The sequence below is a fragment of the Pseudomonas sp. KCJK9016 genome, assembly GCF_046231795.1.
Lineage (GTDB): Bacteria > Pseudomonadota > Gammaproteobacteria > Pseudomonadales > Pseudomonadaceae > Aquipseudomonas > Aquipseudomonas bananamidigenes.
On record NZ_JBJJMM010000009.1, the window covers coordinates 58,158 to 73,806 of the forward strand.

General features: G+C 61.0%; 14 protein-coding genes. 6 read left to right on the forward strand and 8 right to left on the reverse strand.

What is annotated here, in order from left to right:
• Positions 1–107 precede the first annotated feature (107 nt).
• From ACK6BI_RS10845 to ACK6BI_RS10865, 5 genes are all read right to left on the reverse strand, one after another.
• Positions 108–551: a hotdog fold thioesterase gene (locus ACK6BI_RS10845; protein WP_409317068.1), complete on the reverse strand. Its 444-nt coding sequence runs from the start codon at positions 549–551 to the stop codon at positions 108–110.
• A 31-nt stretch (positions 552–582) separates the two neighbouring features.
• Positions 583–2,238 (reverse strand): AMP-binding protein, encoded by a 1,656-nt coding sequence (locus ACK6BI_RS10850; protein WP_409317069.1) that lies wholly within the window; start codon positions 2,236–2,238, stop codon positions 583–585.
• An 81-nt stretch (positions 2,239–2,319) separates the two neighbouring features.
• Positions 2,320–2,772, reverse strand: a complete 453-nt coding sequence (gene sixA / locus ACK6BI_RS10855; protein WP_007957806.1) for a phosphohistidine phosphatase SixA — start codon at positions 2,770–2,772, stop codon at positions 2,320–2,322.
• Positions 2,769–3,116: a DUF4389 domain-containing protein gene (locus tag ACK6BI_RS10860; protein WP_409317070.1), complete on the reverse strand. Its 348-nt coding sequence runs from the start codon at positions 3,114–3,116 to the stop codon at positions 2,769–2,771. Before ACK6BI_RS10860 ends, sixA begins: the two co-directional genes overlap by 4 nt.
• Positions 3,117–3,148: 32 nt before the next feature.
• Complete coding sequence (locus ACK6BI_RS10865; protein ID WP_409317071.1) at positions 3,149–4,174, reverse strand: NAD(P)H-dependent glycerol-3-phosphate dehydrogenase; 1,026 nt, start codon at positions 4,172–4,174, stop codon at positions 3,149–3,151.
• A gap of 256 nt (positions 4,175–4,430) precedes the next feature.
• Between ACK6BI_RS10865 and ACK6BI_RS10870 the strand changes: the two genes are divergently transcribed.
• From ACK6BI_RS10870 to ACK6BI_RS10895, 6 genes are all read left to right on the forward strand, one after another.
• Positions 4,431–6,494, forward strand: a complete 2,064-nt coding sequence (locus ACK6BI_RS10870) for a TonB-dependent receptor plug domain-containing protein (protein WP_409317173.1) — start codon at positions 4,431–4,433, stop codon at positions 6,492–6,494.
• Between the two features lies 1 nt (position 6,495).
• On the forward strand, positions 6,496–7,428 hold the full coding sequence (locus ACK6BI_RS10875; protein ID WP_260520586.1) for an ABC transporter substrate-binding protein: 933 nt from the start codon (positions 6,496–6,498) through the stop codon (positions 7,426–7,428).
• Positions 7,425–9,329 (forward strand): ATP-binding protein, encoded by a 1,905-nt coding sequence (locus ACK6BI_RS10880; protein ID WP_409317072.1) that lies wholly within the window; start codon positions 7,425–7,427, stop codon positions 9,327–9,329. The genes ACK6BI_RS10875 and ACK6BI_RS10880 overlap by 4 nt, the downstream gene beginning before the upstream one ends.
• A gap of 247 nt (positions 9,330–9,576) precedes the next feature.
• Complete coding sequence (gene fabA, locus ACK6BI_RS10885; protein WP_065258881.1) at positions 9,577–10,092, forward strand: 3-hydroxyacyl-[acyl-carrier-protein] dehydratase FabA; 516 nt, start codon at positions 9,577–9,579, stop codon at positions 10,090–10,092.
• 11 nt (positions 10,093–10,103) lie between these two features.
• Entirely contained in the window at positions 10,104–11,324 is a 1,221-nt protein-coding gene (fabB, locus tag ACK6BI_RS10890) for a beta-ketoacyl-ACP synthase I (RefSeq protein WP_409317073.1), read from the forward strand.
• 276 nt (positions 11,325–11,600) lie between these two features.
• Positions 11,601–11,789 (forward strand): hypothetical protein, encoded by a 189-nt coding sequence (locus ACK6BI_RS10895; RefSeq protein WP_065261673.1) that lies wholly within the window; start codon positions 11,601–11,603, stop codon positions 11,787–11,789.
• Positions 11,790–11,904: 115 nt separating this feature from the next.
• Here the strand turns inward: ACK6BI_RS10895 and ACK6BI_RS10900 are convergent, their stop codons facing one another.
• The 3 genes from ACK6BI_RS10900 to relA are packed head-to-tail and all read right to left on the reverse strand — an operon-like array spanning position 11,905 to position 15,556.
• Positions 11,905–12,447 (reverse strand): DUF2058 domain-containing protein, encoded by a 543-nt coding sequence (locus ACK6BI_RS10900; RefSeq protein WP_409317074.1) that lies wholly within the window; start codon positions 12,445–12,447, stop codon positions 11,905–11,907.
• 26 nt (positions 12,448–12,473) lie between these two features.
• Positions 12,474–13,316, reverse strand: a complete 843-nt coding sequence (gene mazG, locus ACK6BI_RS10905; RefSeq protein WP_409317075.1) for a nucleoside triphosphate pyrophosphohydrolase — start codon at positions 13,314–13,316, stop codon at positions 12,474–12,476.
• The gene (gene relA / locus ACK6BI_RS10910; protein WP_409317076.1) at positions 13,313–15,556 is read right to left on the reverse strand and encodes a GTP diphosphokinase; all 2,244 of its coding nucleotides are present in this window, start codon (positions 15,554–15,556) and stop codon (positions 13,313–13,315) included. Before relA ends, mazG begins: the two co-directional genes overlap by 4 nt.
• Between the last annotated feature and the right edge of the window lie 93 nt (positions 15,557–15,649).

Sequence of the window (15,649 nt, forward strand, 5' to 3'; positions counted from 1 at the left end):
TCCATGGGCGGTAAACGTGGCGTTGATTGTCCGTAAGACCGCGCATCACGGCAATGACCGTAACTGCCAGGAATGATGACAGTCCGGTCAGTGCCATGAAGGATCGGTCAGCGCGCCGGTGGCTGTTCGCCCAGTGGCACTACTGCCATGGTCAGCCGCGACACACAACTGGCCTTGCCTTCATCGCTGGTCAGACGTATGTCCCAGACATGAGTCGTACGGCCGATATGAATCGGTCTGGCCACCGCTGTCACTCGCCCGCTGCGCAAGCCACGCAGATGGTTGGCGTTGATCTCCAGGCCCACGCAATAGAATTTGCTGGCGTCGATGCACAGGTAACTGGCCATGGAGCCGACGGTTTCGGCCAGCACCACTGACGCACCGCCATGCAACAAGCCATAAGGCTGATGGGTGCGATGGTCGATCACCATGCTGGCGGTCAGGGACTCTTCGTCGAAGGAATCGAAACGGATGTCCAACACCTCACCGATGGTGTTCTTCTGGATGGCATTCAACTGCTCGATGTTCGGAGTGGTGCGCCACAAGGTCATCGCAGGCTTCCTTTGTTGTTTTGATCGTCGCTCAATCCTGCCACAGCACCGCCTCGCTGCGCTCGCTCCATTCTTCGAAGCGCGCGCCGTAGGTGTCTTCGATGACGTTGCGCTTGATCTTCAGGGTCGGCGTGAGAAAGCCGTTCTCCACCGCCCAACTGTCCTTGACCACCACCAGACGGCGCAGCCGTTCGTGCTTGTCGAGGACGGCATTGACCTCCTCCAGCAACTTTTCCAGGCTCGAATGCAGTTGCGGCCGCGCCTCTTCATGCCCGGCAGCCGAGAGCACACACAACCCCAGCGGTGCACTCAGACCATCACCGACCACGCAGACCTGCTCGATCCGGGTATGCACGGCGAGGCGATTTTCGATCGGTGCGGGAGCGACGTACTTGCCTTTGCTGGTCTTGAAGATTTCCTTGAGTCGCCCCGTCAGACGCAAGCGCCCGTCGGTGTCCTGTTCGCCCTTGTCGCCGGTGCGCAGGAAGCCGTCGGCGGTCAAGGTCTCGGCGGTTTTCTGCGGTTCCTTGAAATAACCGAGCATGTTGGCCTGGCTGCGCACCTGCACTTCGCCGGACTCGTCGATTCGCACCTCGACGTCAGGACATGGCCGGCCGATCCAGCCCTCCTTGTATTGCCCCGGCAGGCAGATGTGCGAATAGCCGCAGCTTTCGGTCATGCCATAGACCTCCAGCACCTCCAACCCGAGTTTCTGATACCAGCGCAACAAGGTCAGCGGCACCGGTGCCGCGCCGGACAGCGCCACGCGCAAGGCATCCAGTCCCAATCCGGCCAGCACCTTGTGGCCGATTCGCTTGCCGATGAAGGGCAGGCCCAGGAGAAAGTCCAGGCGTTTTGCCGGGATCCTGCTGTAGACGCCCATCTGGAACTTGGTCCAGATCCTCGGCACACCAAACATCGCCGTCGGCCGTGCCCGTCTAAGATCATCGAGAAAAGTATCGAGACTCTCCGCAAAGAACACTGTTTGCCCGGTATAGATTGACGCCAGTTCGACGAACATTCGTTCAGCCACATGACACAGCGGCAGATAGGACAGCAAACGATCGTTTTCATTGAGGCCGAACAGCTGCGTGCCGCGTGTGGCGGCAAAACCCAGGTTGGCAAAGCTGTGCATCACGCCCTTGGGCAGACCGGTGGTGCCGGAGGTGTAGATGATGGTCGCCAGTTGCTCGGCGCCGGGGCGGGGATCGTCCAGGATCGGTGAATAGCGTTGCAGGTCGCCCCAATTGAAATCGAACTCGCCCGGCGGGTGCAGGGGCAGACTGATGGTCGGCAGATCCGCCGGCACCCCGGGCGACATGCCCGTCCAGTCATCCAGTTTGCCGATGAACGCCAGGACACTTTCAGAGTGGGTGAGGACCTGATTGACCGAATCGGCAGTGAGGTTGGGATAGAGCGGCACCGAAACATGCCCGGCCATCCAGATCGCCAGGTCGGCAATGATCCAGTGAGCGCAGTTTTTCGAGATCAGCGCGATGTGGCTGCCCGGCGGCAACTCCCGGGAGCGCAGCCAGTGTGCGGCACAGCGGGCCTGATGGCCGACATCGGCCCAGGTCAGCGTCTCGACCTGCCCGGCGCCGATGGGCTGCACCAGGTAGCGCTGGCGCGGGTGCCGGGCCTCGCGTTCGTAAAACACGTCCAGCGGCAATCGAAAAGCAGCAGACATGCGACTCGCTCCTTTCTTTTGGAATGGAGCAAGCGTAGTCAACCAAGCAAGTGCTTGGTTGACTATTTTAAACAAAAGATTTCAAGGATGTTTAAGGCTGTTGAGCGTCATCGAGCCGATCAGCAATTCGCTGTGCTCAAGCTCGGCCAGTCCGGCGGTACTGACCTTTTCCGGAGGATAGCCGGCGCCATGCTGCAAGTAACTCAGCAGATTGCCCACCAACGGATTGTGGCTGACCAGCAGCACATTGCTCACCGATACCAGTTGCTCGGCAACACGATCCGGATCGACCTCCGGGGTCAGCCATTCGACCGTACGGATTTCCGGCTCGAAGCCCAGCGCCTCACGCACCAGCTGTGCGGTCTGCTGTGCCCGCAAGTAGGGACTTGCGTAGATCGCTGTCAGTGGTTGTCCCATCAAGCGGGCCGCGCTGCTGAGCACTTCCTTGCGACCGTGAGCGGTCAGTTCCCGCTCCGAATCGGGGCGCGAGCCATAGGGCTCGGCCTCGCCGTGACGCAATACCCAGAGTTTCATAGCTTGGGTTCCTCATCCCGGGCCGGATGCGGTGCCGGCGCGACAACGTGTGGCGCCTCACCTTCCGGAGTACGCGGCGCCGGCCAGTCGGCGAACGGCCAGGGTTTCTGGTCGCTGTGGAAAGTGCCGAACCGGCCGATCTGGGCCAGGAACTGGCTCAGGCTATCGCCGAAATTCATCAGACCGGCGCTCGGGGCGCCATAGATCAGTCTATACACAAGCTGCACCAGTACCACCGCACCGAGGATGAACTGCGCCACCTGCCAGACCACGATGTAGACGATCATCCATAGCACCCGCAGCAGGATGGATTCGTACGCGGCTTCGGTTTTCGGATCGTTCATGTCTAGCTCCCCCGCTCTGAAATCAGTAGCAATCAGTTGAAACCACTGGTGGAAATGAAGTCGACGTCGGTCTTGGGTTCGGCACGCATCAACAGGCCGATCACCTGCTCCAGCGTGCGCCCCTCGAACAGGATCGCGTGCAACCCGGCGACCAGCGGCATATACACACCGACCTCCTGGGCCTTGGCCTTGAGCACTTTCAGGGTGTTGACCCCTTCGGCGACCTCACCGAGACGCGATACGGCTTCATCGAGGCTCAACCCCTGGCCAAGGGCGAAACCGACCTGATAGTTGCGACTCTTCGGCGACGAGCAAGTAACGATCAGGTCACCGACCCCCGCCAGACCGAGAAAGGTCATCGGATTGGCGCCCTGATTCACCGCAAACCGGGTCATCTCGGCCAAGGCGCGGGTGATCAGCATGCTCTTGGTGTTCTCACCCATCTCCAGCGCGACCGCCATGCCGGCGATGATCGCGTAGACGTTTTTCAGTGCACCACCCAGTTCCACGCCGAAGCGGTCGGCACTGGCATAGACACGGAAGGTGCGACCATGCAACGCAGCCTGCACGGCCTTGCACAGCGCTTCATCTTCACTGGCGACCACCGTGGCAGTCAGCGCGTGCTCGGCGATTTCCCGTGCCAGGTTCGGCCCGGACAGCACACCAATGCGCGCCTGTGGGGCGATCTCTTCGAGAATCTGGCTCATCAGTTTGAAGGTGTGGGCTTCGATGCCCTTGGTCAAGCTGACCAGCATCTTGCCGCTCAGGCGCTCGGCATGCGCCGCCAAAACCGTGCGCAGTGCGCTCGATGGCAACGCGACGAAGCACAACTCGCAGACATCGAGGGTTTCCTGCAGGTCGGTGACGGCCGTCACGCCCGGCAGAATCTTGATGCCTTTAAGGTAACGCGGGTTCTCGCGATTGACCCGGATGGCCTCGGCCTGTTCAGGGTCACGCATCCACTGCCGGACTTGATGGCCGTTCTCGGCCAACAGATTGGCCACGGCGGTACCGAAACTTCCGCCTCCCAGGACCGCAATCGGGCGCTGTTCAGTCATATGTAATCCGTTAATCCATACCAGTGGCGATGCGGGCATTATACGGAGCGGCCCCTTCTCGGACAGCCCCGGCGTCAATTACCCGCACTTGTAGGAAGAAGACCAATAAAGCCGTGGAAAATGCCCGCAACGTGACTGGAAAAGTCACTGTCCTCGGTTAACATGCGCGCCAATTCTTTGCTATCAAGGCCGCGTCGTGTTTTCTGGCACTCCCTCCTCGCGCTCGTCCCTGCTGCTGGCGCTGCTGTTCAGCCCGATGCTGTTCGCGGACGACCTGTTTCTCGATAGCGAGGCCCTGCCCCGGATTCTCACGGCCACTCGCCTGAAACAGTCACCGGCGGAAATCCCCGGCAGCATGACCGTGCTTGACAGCGAACTGATCAACGCCAGCGGTGCCCGGGACATCAGTGAGTTACTGCGGCTGGTGCCGGGGATGATGGTCGGCAACATCAGCGGCAATCAGGCGGTCGTGAACTATCACGGCACCAACGCCAGCGAAGCCCGGCGCATGCAAGTGTTGATCGACGGCCGCTCGGTGTACCGCGCCGGTCTGGCTACGGTGGACTGGAGCGACATTCCGGTGGCCATGGAGGACATCGAGCGCATCGAGGTTTTTCGCGGCCCGAACACCGTCAGTTACGGCGCCAATGCGCTGATGGCGGTGGTCAATATCATCACCCGCAACCCGGCCGACAGCCACGGCACACGCCTTAAAATCACCCGTGGCCAACGAGGCATCAACGACTTCTACGCCAGTCAGGGCACAGGCTGGAACGGCGGCGACCTGCGCCTGTCGCTGTCCGGCCAGGAGGACGACGGCTTCGACAGCGACCGTACCGGCGCCGACTACCGTGACAGCCGTCGCCTGAACCGCTTCAGCCTTGCGGTCAGCCAGATGCTGAGCGACAACCAGAGCGTGGACTGGCAGCTCAACGCCAAGGACGGGACCAACCAGCGACCCTATACCTACCGCCCGGTGTTCTCCGGGATTACCGCTGCCGGGAACAACTCCGACGTGATCGCCAAGGATTACGCCGGTTCCGTGCGCTGGAATCTGGACATCAACCCCGATCACAGCCTTTACGTACAAGGCTCGGCACAACACTGGGACCGCCAGCAGACCTGGCGCGCCTGCGACGCGGAAGTCTCGTTCAGCCCGCAATTGACGCAGCTGTGGCAACTCAACCCCAATTACACCGAGCAACTGGCGCGCAACATCACCCGGTTCATCGGGCCCGGTGCAGCCCCCGGCACGCCAACGGAAATGGCCCTGGCCAATCAAGTACTCGATCAATGGCGCAACGGCGCCAGCCGGACCCTGTGTGGCGACATCGATCAGAGCGCCCGGGAATCGCGCTATGACCTGGAATTGCAGGACACGCTCAGCCTGTCCGACAGTCTGCGCCTGGTCAGCGGCCTGAACTATCGTTACGACCGGGCCGATTCAGAGACCTATTTCAACGGCACGCTGGACGACACCACGTGGCGCGCGTTTGGCCAACTGGAATGGCGCGCCAGCGAACACTGGCTGCTGCAGGGTGGCGCGATGTTCGAGAACACCCGCTTGATCGGCAGTTCGCTGACACCCAGGTTTGCCATCAACTACTTGATCAATCCGCGCCACAGCTTGCGTGCGGTGTACTCCGAAGCCATCCGCTCGCCGGACATGTTCGAGAACAACGTCAACTGGAGTTATCAGGTGACCAACCTGCGCCCCTCCGCCTATGGCCAGACGTCGGCCCGCTACTTCGTCAAGACTCGGGGGCCGGGTGATCTTGACCAGGAGCACATGCGCTCGAGGGAATTGGGCTACAACGGCTTTTTCCCGGAATGGGGCCTGGCGCTGGACGTGAAACTGTTCTACGACGAAATCACCGGGATGATCAGCGAGCCGCTGCGCAATAACCAGTTCATCGCCAGCAACGCCAACGATTCACGCTTTCGCGGCACCGAAACACAACTGGACTGGCGCCTGAGCGCGATCGACCGATTGCGCCTGACCTATGCCTTCGTCGACGCCGAAGCCAGCAACCCGCTGGATCAGCAGTTCACGGCGCGCAACAGCGGTTCGGCCGGCTGGCTGCGCGACTGGGGCCGGGGCTGGAACAGCGCCTTCTTCTATTACGGCGACAACGCGCTCAACGGATATCGCTTCGAACGGGTCGACACGCGAATCGCCAAAAACATCCCACTGGGCAAGGCTCAACTGCAATTGGCCGCCGTGCTGCAACAGCGTCTGGATCATGAGCCGACCACTTTCGTCGACAACAACTACGACGAACGCCGGGTGATGTACTTCAGCGCCGAGCTGGAGTTCTAGGATGCGCTACGCCCTGTCACGAAAGATGCCAACCGCCCGCCAATGGCTGGCCGGGCTGTGCCTTTTCGTGACGGCCTGGCTGTACGGCGTGGCAGTGCAGGCCGCCGATATTCTGCTGACCGGCGCCGAGGAAAGCCCCGGCGTACAATCGTTCGTCCAGGCTCTGAGCGAGCTGAGGCCCACCGACCGGGTGCATTTCCAGCCACTGGCAAGCCTGCCGGCGCCGGGCAAATTACCGTCCAGCCTACGCCTGATTCTGCTCGACCTGCCGAGCCTCGACTGGCGCATGCAGGAAAGCCAGGGCCCGGCGACGCTGGTTCTGCGGATCAGCCGCCTGCAGGCGCGGCAACGCTTCGGCACCGCGCAGCCATCCCACTTGAGCCTGCTGTGGAGCGATCCGCCACTGAGTCGCCAATTGCAGTTGATCCGCCGAATCCTGCCTCAGGCGCAACGCGTCGGTGTGCTGTTCGATCAGCACAGCGAATTCCTCCTCAAGGAACTGCAATCGGCCGCCAACCCGCTGAATCTGCACATCGTCCCACAACGCTGGGACAATACCCACGACAACCGCCCCTTGCAGACCGTACTGAAAAACAGCGATGTGCTGCTGGGCCTCGACGATCCCGACCTGTACAACCCGAGAACCGCGAAAAACCTGCTGCTCAGCAGTTATGCGCGGCAGCTGGCCCTGGTGGGCCCGAACGTTTCGTTCGTACGTGCCGGCAGCCTCGCCAGTACCTACAGCGATCAGAGCGACTGGCTGACCGTACTCGACGAACTGCTCGACCACCCGCCCACCGCCTGGCCGCGATCGCTCTACCCCGGGCGTTTCAAAGTTTCAAGCAATGCGCAGGTGGCTCGTTCATTAGGGATAGAGCCGATGAATGAAGCGTCTGTTGCCGCAGAGCTGGCCGAAGGAGAGCGCCACCCATGATTTTCCGCCGTTGGGACATCAATACCCGAACCCAGTTGATCAGCCTGGGCCCCGCGCTGTTGCTGACCTTGCTGCTGATCAGTTTTTTCACCTTCGTGCGCATCCAGGATTTGCGCCAGGAGCTGAACCACACGGGCCAACTGATCGCCAACCAGCTCGCGCCGGCTACCGAATACGGGGTCATTTCCGGTAATAACGAAGTATTGGAAAGCCTGCTCAAAGCCACCCTGGCTACGCCCAATGTGCGGTTTCTCGAAATACAGGACAGCGCCAACCGGATTCTGGCGTACGTCGAGCAGCCCTCGGATGCGCACAAGCGCCCGCATCAGGTCGAAGTGTTCCAGTCGCCGGTGCGATTGCAACGGATTGCCTTGCACAATGATTTCTTTCAGGACGGAAAAAGCAGCAACGGCGCTGCCGGCGAGGATTATCTGGGGCGGGTGATCGTCGGTCTGTCGAACGATGCGTTCAGTCAACGCCAACAGGAGATCCTGTTCAAGGCCGGGATTCTGGCGCTGTTCGCCCTGCTCTTCACCTTTGTTCTGGCACGGCGGCTGGCCGGCAGTCTTTCGCAGCCGATCCGCGATATCAGCGATGCGGTCAAGGCGATTCAGGAAGGCGACTACAGGACTCCGCTGCCGATTGTCGATGACACTGAGCTGGGGGCCTTGTCGCAACACATCAACAATCTGGCCCACGCGCTGGAGCAAGCCAGCCGCGAACAGCACCAGGCGATGGCGCAACTGATCCAGACCCGTGAAGAGGCCGAGAAGGCCAATAACGCCAAATCGGATTTCCTGGCCATGATGAGCCATGAACTGCGCACCCCGATGAACGGTGTCCTGGGCATGCTGCAACTGCTGGAAACCACCGACATGACCGAGGAGCAGATCGAGTACGCAGCCCTGGCCTCCGAATCCACCGAGCACTTGCTCAAGGTGATCAACGACATTCTGGATTTCTCACGCATCGAACGCTCGGAACTGGAGCTGGAACACATACCGTTCAATCTCGCCGACCTGATCGGCGCGTGCGCCCAATCGTTTCAGCACAGTGCGGCACAGCGAGGGCTGGCCTTGCAACTGCGGATCCCCGAGGATCTGCGAGGCTTGCAGGTGCAGGGGGACCCGACAAGGATCCGGCAGATTCTGGTCAATCTGGTGGGCAATGCGCTGAAGTTCACGGAACAGGGTCGCGTCAGTATCGAGGCGCAGTGGCAGTCGCTGGATCACGAACTGCTGTGGTTCACCTGCTCGGTGCGCGACAGCGGGATCGGGATTTCTTCCGAGAGCCTGGAACTGATGTTCAATGCATTCCAGCAGGCCGACAGCTCGATTTCGCGCCGTTACGGCGGTACCGGCCTGGGTCTGCCGATCGCCCGCACCCTGGCCGAACGCATGGGTGGCACCTTGCGCGCGCAAAGCGAAGAAGGTCGTGGTTCGGTGTTCACCCTGGAAATTCCGCTGGCGCTATATAAGCAGGACCTGCCGACACTGGCGGCGGCGCCGCGCACAATTGATGGCAATCCTCATGGAGAAGGCCGCAACGTGCTGCTGGTGGAAGACAACCCGGTCAATCAGACCGTGATCGAAGCGATGCTGCGCAGCCTGGGTTTTACCGTCAATGTCGCCACCGATGGCATGCAGGCCGTGCGAAGCGCAAGCGCCAACCGCTACGAGGCGATCCTGATGGATTGCCGCCTGCCGATCATCGACGGTTACGAGGCCACCCGTCAGATTCGCCGACTGCCCGGCGGCGGCCATGTTCCGATCATCGCCCTGACCGCCAACGCCTTGCAGGGTGACCGGGAGAACTGCCTGTCGGCGGGCATGAATGATTACCTGGCCAAGCCATTCAAACGCAATGACCTGCAGCTGATTCTGCAGCGCTGGGTGCAGTAGAGAGGGCCTTTCGAGCATCTGCGACTGGCGTGAAAAGCGAAAGTGCGGCAGTCTTAGGCACCCGAACGGGCCCCAAAAGGGGCTTGAATAAAAATTTCAGTGCACAAGTGTACATTCATGTCCTTGGCGCTGTGACTTTCACTACAACGCAATAGTCTATGAGTAGGCTGCCGGTTCGAGGCATGAACGCGTCGATCGGCCGGGAAGATCTGCCCCACCTGCCGCATGGGATTATTGAGGAGCTCGCATGACCAAACAAAACGCCTTTACTCGGGAAGACCTGCTGCGCTGCAGTCGCGGTGAGCTGTTCGGCCCAGGTAACGCGCAACTGCCCGCCCCGAACATGCTGATGGTGGATCGCATCACCCTGATCAGCGAAGACGGCGGCAAGTACGGCAAAGGTGAATTGGTCGCCGAGCTGGATATCACCCCTGACCTGTGGTTCTTCGCTTGCCACTTCGAGGGCGATCCGGTGATGCCGGGCTGCCTGGGTCTGGATGCCATGTGGCAACTGGTCGGCTTCTTCCTGGGCTGGCAAGGCCTGCCGGGCCGTGGCCGTGCGCTGGGTTCGGGCGAAGTGAAATTCTTCGGCCAGGTTCTGCCGACCGCCAAGAAGGTCACCTACAACATTCATATCAAACGCGTCCTCAAGGGCAAGCTGAACCTGGCCATCGCCGACGGTTCGGTGACTGTCGACGGTCGCGAAATCTACACCGCCGAAGGCCTCCGGGTCGGCGTGTTCACCTCCACTGACAACTTCTAAGGGTTATCCGCATGCGCCGCGTCGTTATCACTGGTCTGGGCATTGTTTCTTGCCTGGGCAATGACAAAGAGACCGTCTCCGCTAACCTGCGTGCAAGCCGCCCGGGCATCCGGTTCAACCCGGAATACGCCGAAATGGGTCTGCGTAGCCAGGTTTCCGGCTCCATCGACCTCAACCTTGAAGAGCTCATCGATCGCAAGATCTATCGTTTCGTCGGCCACGCAGCGGCTTATGCCTACCTGGCCATGAAGGACGCCATCGCCGATGCCGGTCTGACCGAAGAGCAGGTTTCCAACCCGCGCACCGGCCTGATCGCAGGTTCGGGCGGTGCATCGACCCTGAACCAGATGGAAGCGCTGGACATCCTGCGCGAGAAAGGCGTCAAGCGTGTCGGCCCATACCGTGTAACGCGGACCATGAGCAGCACCGTTTCGGCGTGCCTGGCCACTCCGTTCAAGATCAAGGGCCTGAACTACTCCATCGCTTCTGCCTGCGCCACCAGTGCTCACTGCATCGGTACCGCCATGGAACAGATCCAGATGGGCAAGCAGGACATCGTGTTTGCCGGTGGCGGTGAAGAGGAGCACTGGAGCCAGTCGTTCCTGTTCGATGCCATGGGCGCCCTGTCCAGCAAGCGCAACGACACCCCGGAGAAAGCCTCCCGCGCCTACGATGCCGACCGTGACGGTTTCGTCATCGCCGGTGGCGGCGGCATGGTGGTGGTCGAAGAGCTGGAACACGCTCTGGCCCGTGGCGCGAAGATCTACGCGGAAATCGTCGGCTACGGCGCGACCTCCGACGGCTACGACATGGTGGCTCCAAGCGGTGAAGGCGCAATCCGCTGCATGCAGCAGGCGCTGTCCACCGTCGACACTCCGATCGACTACCTGAACACCCACGGCACCTCGACCCCGGTCGGCGACGTCGCGGAAATGAAAGGCGTGCGTGAAGTGTTCGGCGACAAGGCCCCGGCCATCAGCTCCACCAAAAGCCTGTCGGGTCACTCCCTGGGCGCCGCCGGCGTTCACGAAGCGATCTACTGCATGCTGATGATGGAAGGCAACTTCATCGCAGGTTCCGCCAACATCGACGAGCTGGATCCGGAAGTGGCCGACCTGCCGGTTCTGACCAAGACTCAGGAAAACGCGAAGATCGACACCGTGATGAGCAACAGTTTCGGTTTCGGTGGCACCAACGCCACGCTGGTCCTGAAGCGCTGGGCAGGCAAGTAATTCCCTCCTGCCAGGCCGTACATGAAAACGCCCCGACTGGTTCGGGGCGTTTTTTTTGCCCTGAAAAAAGCACGGTTCAGCAAGACCAAAATGAAACTTCTGTCATGCAACTTACCGCCCTGCGACCGAATGTCGCGTATTTGGCGGGCTCCAGGACTGTTGCAGATTTCGCAAGGATACGTTGCACGAATCGAGCGTTTACTTAGCAGGCTAACAAATTTTATAAAAGAGTCCTGCACACGCCTTGCTGCAGATAACAGAGATTGGAGCTAGCAGATGACTGTAAAAGTAACTGAACGCGACGATTCACACATGTCCCATGAAGGCGTAGCCGCCGGCGTACGGATCTGGGATGTGCATCAACAAGACTTGCTGGTCGGCATGTTCCACAATGAGACCGATGCCCACAACTACAAGGCCGAACTGGAACTGCTGGAACAGCAGAGGGATCTGAAATCCGCTTGACCGGAACTACAGCATTGAAAACGACGAACCCCGCCATTGGCGGGGTTCGTCGTTGTGGGGTGTCATCAGGGCCGCTTTGCGACCCGACGGGAGCGAACTCCCTGGCCACAGACGATCACCACATCAGGTCGTCAGGAATCACGTAAGCCGCGTACGGATCATCCTCGGTTGCGACCTCTTCAACCTTCTCGTTCAACTGCACGATGCGCTGCGGGTCGCGTTCCTGAATTTTCAGGGCCGCCTCGCGGGGGATCACTTCGTAGCCGCCGGCATGATGCACGATGGCCAGCGAACCGCTGCTGAGCTTGTTGCGCATCAGCGTGTTGACCGAGATGCGCTTGACCTTTTTGTCGTCGACGAAGTTGTAGTAGTCCTCGGTGGTCAGCTTCGGCAGACGCGAGACCTCGATCAACTGCTTGACCTGCGCGGCGCGAGCCTTGGCCTCGGCCTTCTCCTGCTGCTGGCGGTTCAGCTCCTGGTCGCGCTTGACCTTCTCGGCCATGGCTTCCTGGGCTGCGCGCTGCTGGGAGTCGTCCAGCTCGATCTGGCCTTTGTGGGCCAGGCGCTGTTGCTTCTGTTTTTCCTTGCTGACCTGCTTGGCCTGCTTTTGGTTGACCAGTCCTGCCTTGAGCAACTGGTCGCGAAGGGAAAGGCTCATTGATGCTTACTCACTTGGGCAACGGCTCAGCCGCAGCTGGGCAAATTCTTTTCCTGACGTTTGGCTTCGCCCCACAGGGCGTCCAACTCTTCGAGGGTGCAATCTTCCATGGGGCGACGGGTGTCGCGCAATGCCTGTTCGATAAAACGGAAGCGTCGTTCGAACTTGCCGTTGGCGCCACGTAACGCGGTTTCCGGATCGACCTTCAGATGCCGGGCCAGATTGACCACGGAAAACAGCAGGTCACCGATCTCGTCGGCCACCGCTTCAGGATCATTCTCGGACATGGCCTCGAGCACTTCATCGAGCTCTTCGCGCACCTTGTCCAGCACCGGCAAGGCATCCGGCCAGTCGAAACCGACCTGCCCGGCGCGCTTCTGCAATTTGGCCGAACGGGACAAGGCCGGCAACGCCGCGGGCACATCGTCGAGCAGCGACAGTTGCAGCGGCTCGGCGGATTTCTCGGCACGCTCTTCGGCCTTGATCTCCTCCCAGCGCTGCTTGACCTGCTCTTCGCTCAGGCGAGGCACATCCAGCGGCGCATACAGATCGCCGGTCGGGAAGACGTGCGGATGACGGCGAATCAGCTTGCGGGTGATGCTGTCGACCACCCCGGCGAATTCGAACCGCCCTTCTTCCCGGGCCAGTTGGCTGTAATACACCACCTGAAACAACAGATCGCCCAACTCGCCCTGCAAGTGATCGAAATCGCCTCGCTCGATGGCGTCGGCGACTTCATACGCTTCTTCGAGGGTGTGCGGGACGATGGTCGCGTAGGTCTGCTTGATGTCCCACGGGCAACCGAACTGCGGGTCACGCAGTCGGTTCATCAGGTGCAGCAGGTCTTCAAGGCTGTAGGTCGATTTCATGGAGTCCGGTTACGCCGCGTCTCGATGATGTTCGGCAACTGGGAAATCCGCCCCAGCAGCCGCCCCAGTGCGTCCAGTCCCGGAATCTCGATGGTCAGGGACATCAGTGCAGTGTTGTCTTCCTTGTTCGAGCGAGTGTTGACCGCCAGCACGTTGATCCGCTCGTTGAGCAGCACCTGCGAAACGTCACGCAGCAGACCGGAACGGTCGTAGGCACGGATGACGATGTCCACCGGATAAGTGAGCACCGGCACCGGCCCCCAGCTGACCTGGATGATCCGCTCCGGCTCACGCCCGGCCAGTTGCAGCACCGAGGCGCAGTCCTGACGGTGAATGCTCACGCCACGACCCTGGGTGATGTAACCGACGATCGCATCGCCCGGCAACGGCTGGCAGCAGCCGGCCATCTGGGTCATCAGGTTGCCGACACCCTGGATCTGAATGTCGCCGCGCTTGCCCGGCTTGTAGCCCGTGGCCTTGCGCGGAATCAGTTCCAGCTGCTCGTTGCCGCGCTCCGGCTCGACCAGTTGCTGCGCCAGGTTGACCAGTTGCGCCAGTCGCAGGTCGCCGGCTCCGAGGGCGGCGAACATGTCTTCGGCGGTTTTCATGTTGGCCTTGTCGGCCAGTTTGTCGAAATCCACCGCCGGCAGACCGAGGCGATTCAGTTCGCGCTCGATGAGGGTCTTGCCTGCCGCGACATTCTGGTCGCGTGCCTGCAACTTGAACCAGTGAACGATCTTCGCCCGCGCCCGGGACGTGGTGACGTAACCGAGGTTCGGGTTCAGCCAGTCGCGGCTCGGCGTGCCGTGCTTGCTGGTGATGATCTCGACCTGCTCGCCGGTCTGCAGGCTGTAGTTGAGCGGCACGATCCGCCCGTTGATCTTGGCGCCACGGCAGTTGTGACCGATTTCGGTGTGCACGCGATAGGCAAAGTCCAGCGGTGTCGCGCCTTTCGGCAAGTCGATGGCGTGGCCGTCAGGGGTGAAGATGTAGACCCGGTCCGGTTCGATATCGACCCGCAGCTGTTCCGCCAGACCACCGATGTCACCCAGCTCTTCGTGCCACTCGAGCACCTGACGCAGCCAGGAGATTTTCTCTTCATAGTGGTTCGAGCCGGACTTGACGTCGGTGCCCTTGTAACGCCAGTGCGCGCAGACGCCGAGCTCGGCCTCTTCGTGCATCGAATGGGTACGGATCTGGACTTCCAGCACCTTGCCCTCAGGGCCGATCACTGCCGTGTGCAGCGAGCGGTAGCCGTTCTCTTTCGGGTTGGCGATGTAGTCGTCGAACTCTTTCGGGATGTGCCGCCACAGGGTGTGGACGATACCGAGCGCGGTGTAGCAGTCGCGCATTTCCGGCACCAGCACCCGCACGGCGCGCACGTCGTAGATCTGGCTGAACTCCAGCCCCTTGCGCTGCATTTTGCGCCAGATCGAATAGATGTGCTTGGCCCGGCCGCTGATGTCGGCATCGACACCGGTGGCCTGCAATTCGTCCTTGAGCTGGGTCATCACATCAGAGATGAAGCGCTCGCGGTCGAGCCGCCGCTCGTGCAGCAGCTTGGCGATCTGTTTGTATTGGTCGGGCTCCAGGTAACGGAAGGACAGGTCCTCCAGTTCCCACTTGATATGACCGATGCCGAGCCGGTGGGCCAGTGGCGCATAGATGTCGAAGACTTCCCGGGCGACCCGGTTGCGCTTCTCGTCGTCGGCGGTCTTCACCGCGCGGATCGCGCAGGTGCGTTCGGCAAGCTTGATCAGCGCGACGCGCACGTCGTCGACCATCGCCACCAGCATCTTGCGCAGGTTTTCCACCTGACCCTGGGTGCCCATCACCATCGACTGGCGCGGGCTGAGACTGGCACTGATCGCCGCCATGCGCTGCACGCCGTCGATCAGCTTGGCGACCACCGGCCCGAAGCGCTGGCTGACCGCCGACAGCTCGATCTGACCTTCGCGTACGCCACGGTAAAGCACCGCCGCGACCAGCGAATCCTGATCGAGCTTGAGGTCGGCGAGAATCTCGGCGATCTCCAGGCCGGTGCTGAAACTGCCGCTGCCTTCGGACCAGAGATTGTTCGCCGCATTGGACTGTTGCTCGGCCTGTCGAGCGTACTCACAGGCCTCCTTCAAGGCTTCGCGATCCAGTGCCAGGTCGACACTGACCGCATGATCGAGCCAAGCCTCGAGATTGATACTGCCGTCGGTGTTGATCGGCTGGTGTGCTCTCACCTGTACCATCTTGCTTTACCTTCCCTACGACGCAGACTCAATGCGTCAAATCACTGACCTTGATTGCCCGTTTGCACTCGCGGGGCTCAGACGAGTGCTGCA

Bases quoted from the DNA above. Each gene is read 5' to 3' on its own strand.
- ACK6BI_RS10880 (WP_409317072.1), top strand. From the start codon at position 7,425: ATGATTTTCCGCCGTTGGGACATCAATACCCGAACCCAGTTGATCAGC.
- ACK6BI_RS10850 (WP_409317069.1), bottom strand. From the start codon at position 2,238: ATGTCTGCTGCTTTTCGATTGCCGCTGGACGTGTTTTACGAACGCGAG.
- ACK6BI_RS10860 (WP_409317070.1), bottom strand. From the start codon at position 3,116: ATGAACGATCCGAAAACCGAAGCCGCGTACGAATCCATCCTGCTGCGG.
- relA (WP_409317076.1), bottom strand. From the start codon at position 15,556: ATGGTACAGGTGAGAGCACACCAGCCGATCAACACCGACGGCAGTATC.
- ACK6BI_RS10870 (WP_409317173.1), top strand. From the start codon at position 4,431: ATGCTGTTCGCGGACGACCTGTTTCTCGATAGCGAGGCCCTGCCCCGG.
- ACK6BI_RS10875 (WP_260520586.1), top strand. From the start codon at position 6,496: ATGCGCTACGCCCTGTCACGAAAGATGCCAACCGCCCGCCAATGGCTG.
- sixA (WP_007957806.1), bottom strand. From the start codon at position 2,772: ATGAAACTCTGGGTATTGCGTCACGGCGAGGCCGAGCCCTATGGCTCG.
- fabB (WP_409317073.1), top strand. From the start codon at position 10,104: ATGCGCCGCGTCGTTATCACTGGTCTGGGCATTGTTTCTTGCCTGGGC.
- mazG (WP_409317075.1), bottom strand. From the start codon at position 13,316: ATGAAATCGACCTACAGCCTTGAAGACCTGCTGCACCTGATGAACCGA.
- fabA (WP_065258881.1), top strand. From the start codon at position 9,577: ATGACCAAACAAAACGCCTTTACTCGGGAAGACCTGCTGCGCTGCAGT.
- ACK6BI_RS10865 (WP_409317071.1), bottom strand. From the start codon at position 4,174: ATGACTGAACAGCGCCCGATTGCGGTCCTGGGAGGCGGAAGTTTCGGT.
- ACK6BI_RS10895 (WP_065261673.1), top strand. From the start codon at position 11,601: ATGACTGTAAAAGTAACTGAACGCGACGATTCACACATGTCCCATGAA.
- ACK6BI_RS10900 (WP_409317074.1), bottom strand. From the start codon at position 12,447: ATGAGCCTTTCCCTTCGCGACCAGTTGCTCAAGGCAGGACTGGTCAAC.
- ACK6BI_RS10845 (WP_409317068.1), bottom strand. From the start codon at position 551: ATGACCTTGTGGCGCACCACTCCGAACATCGAGCAGTTGAATGCCATC.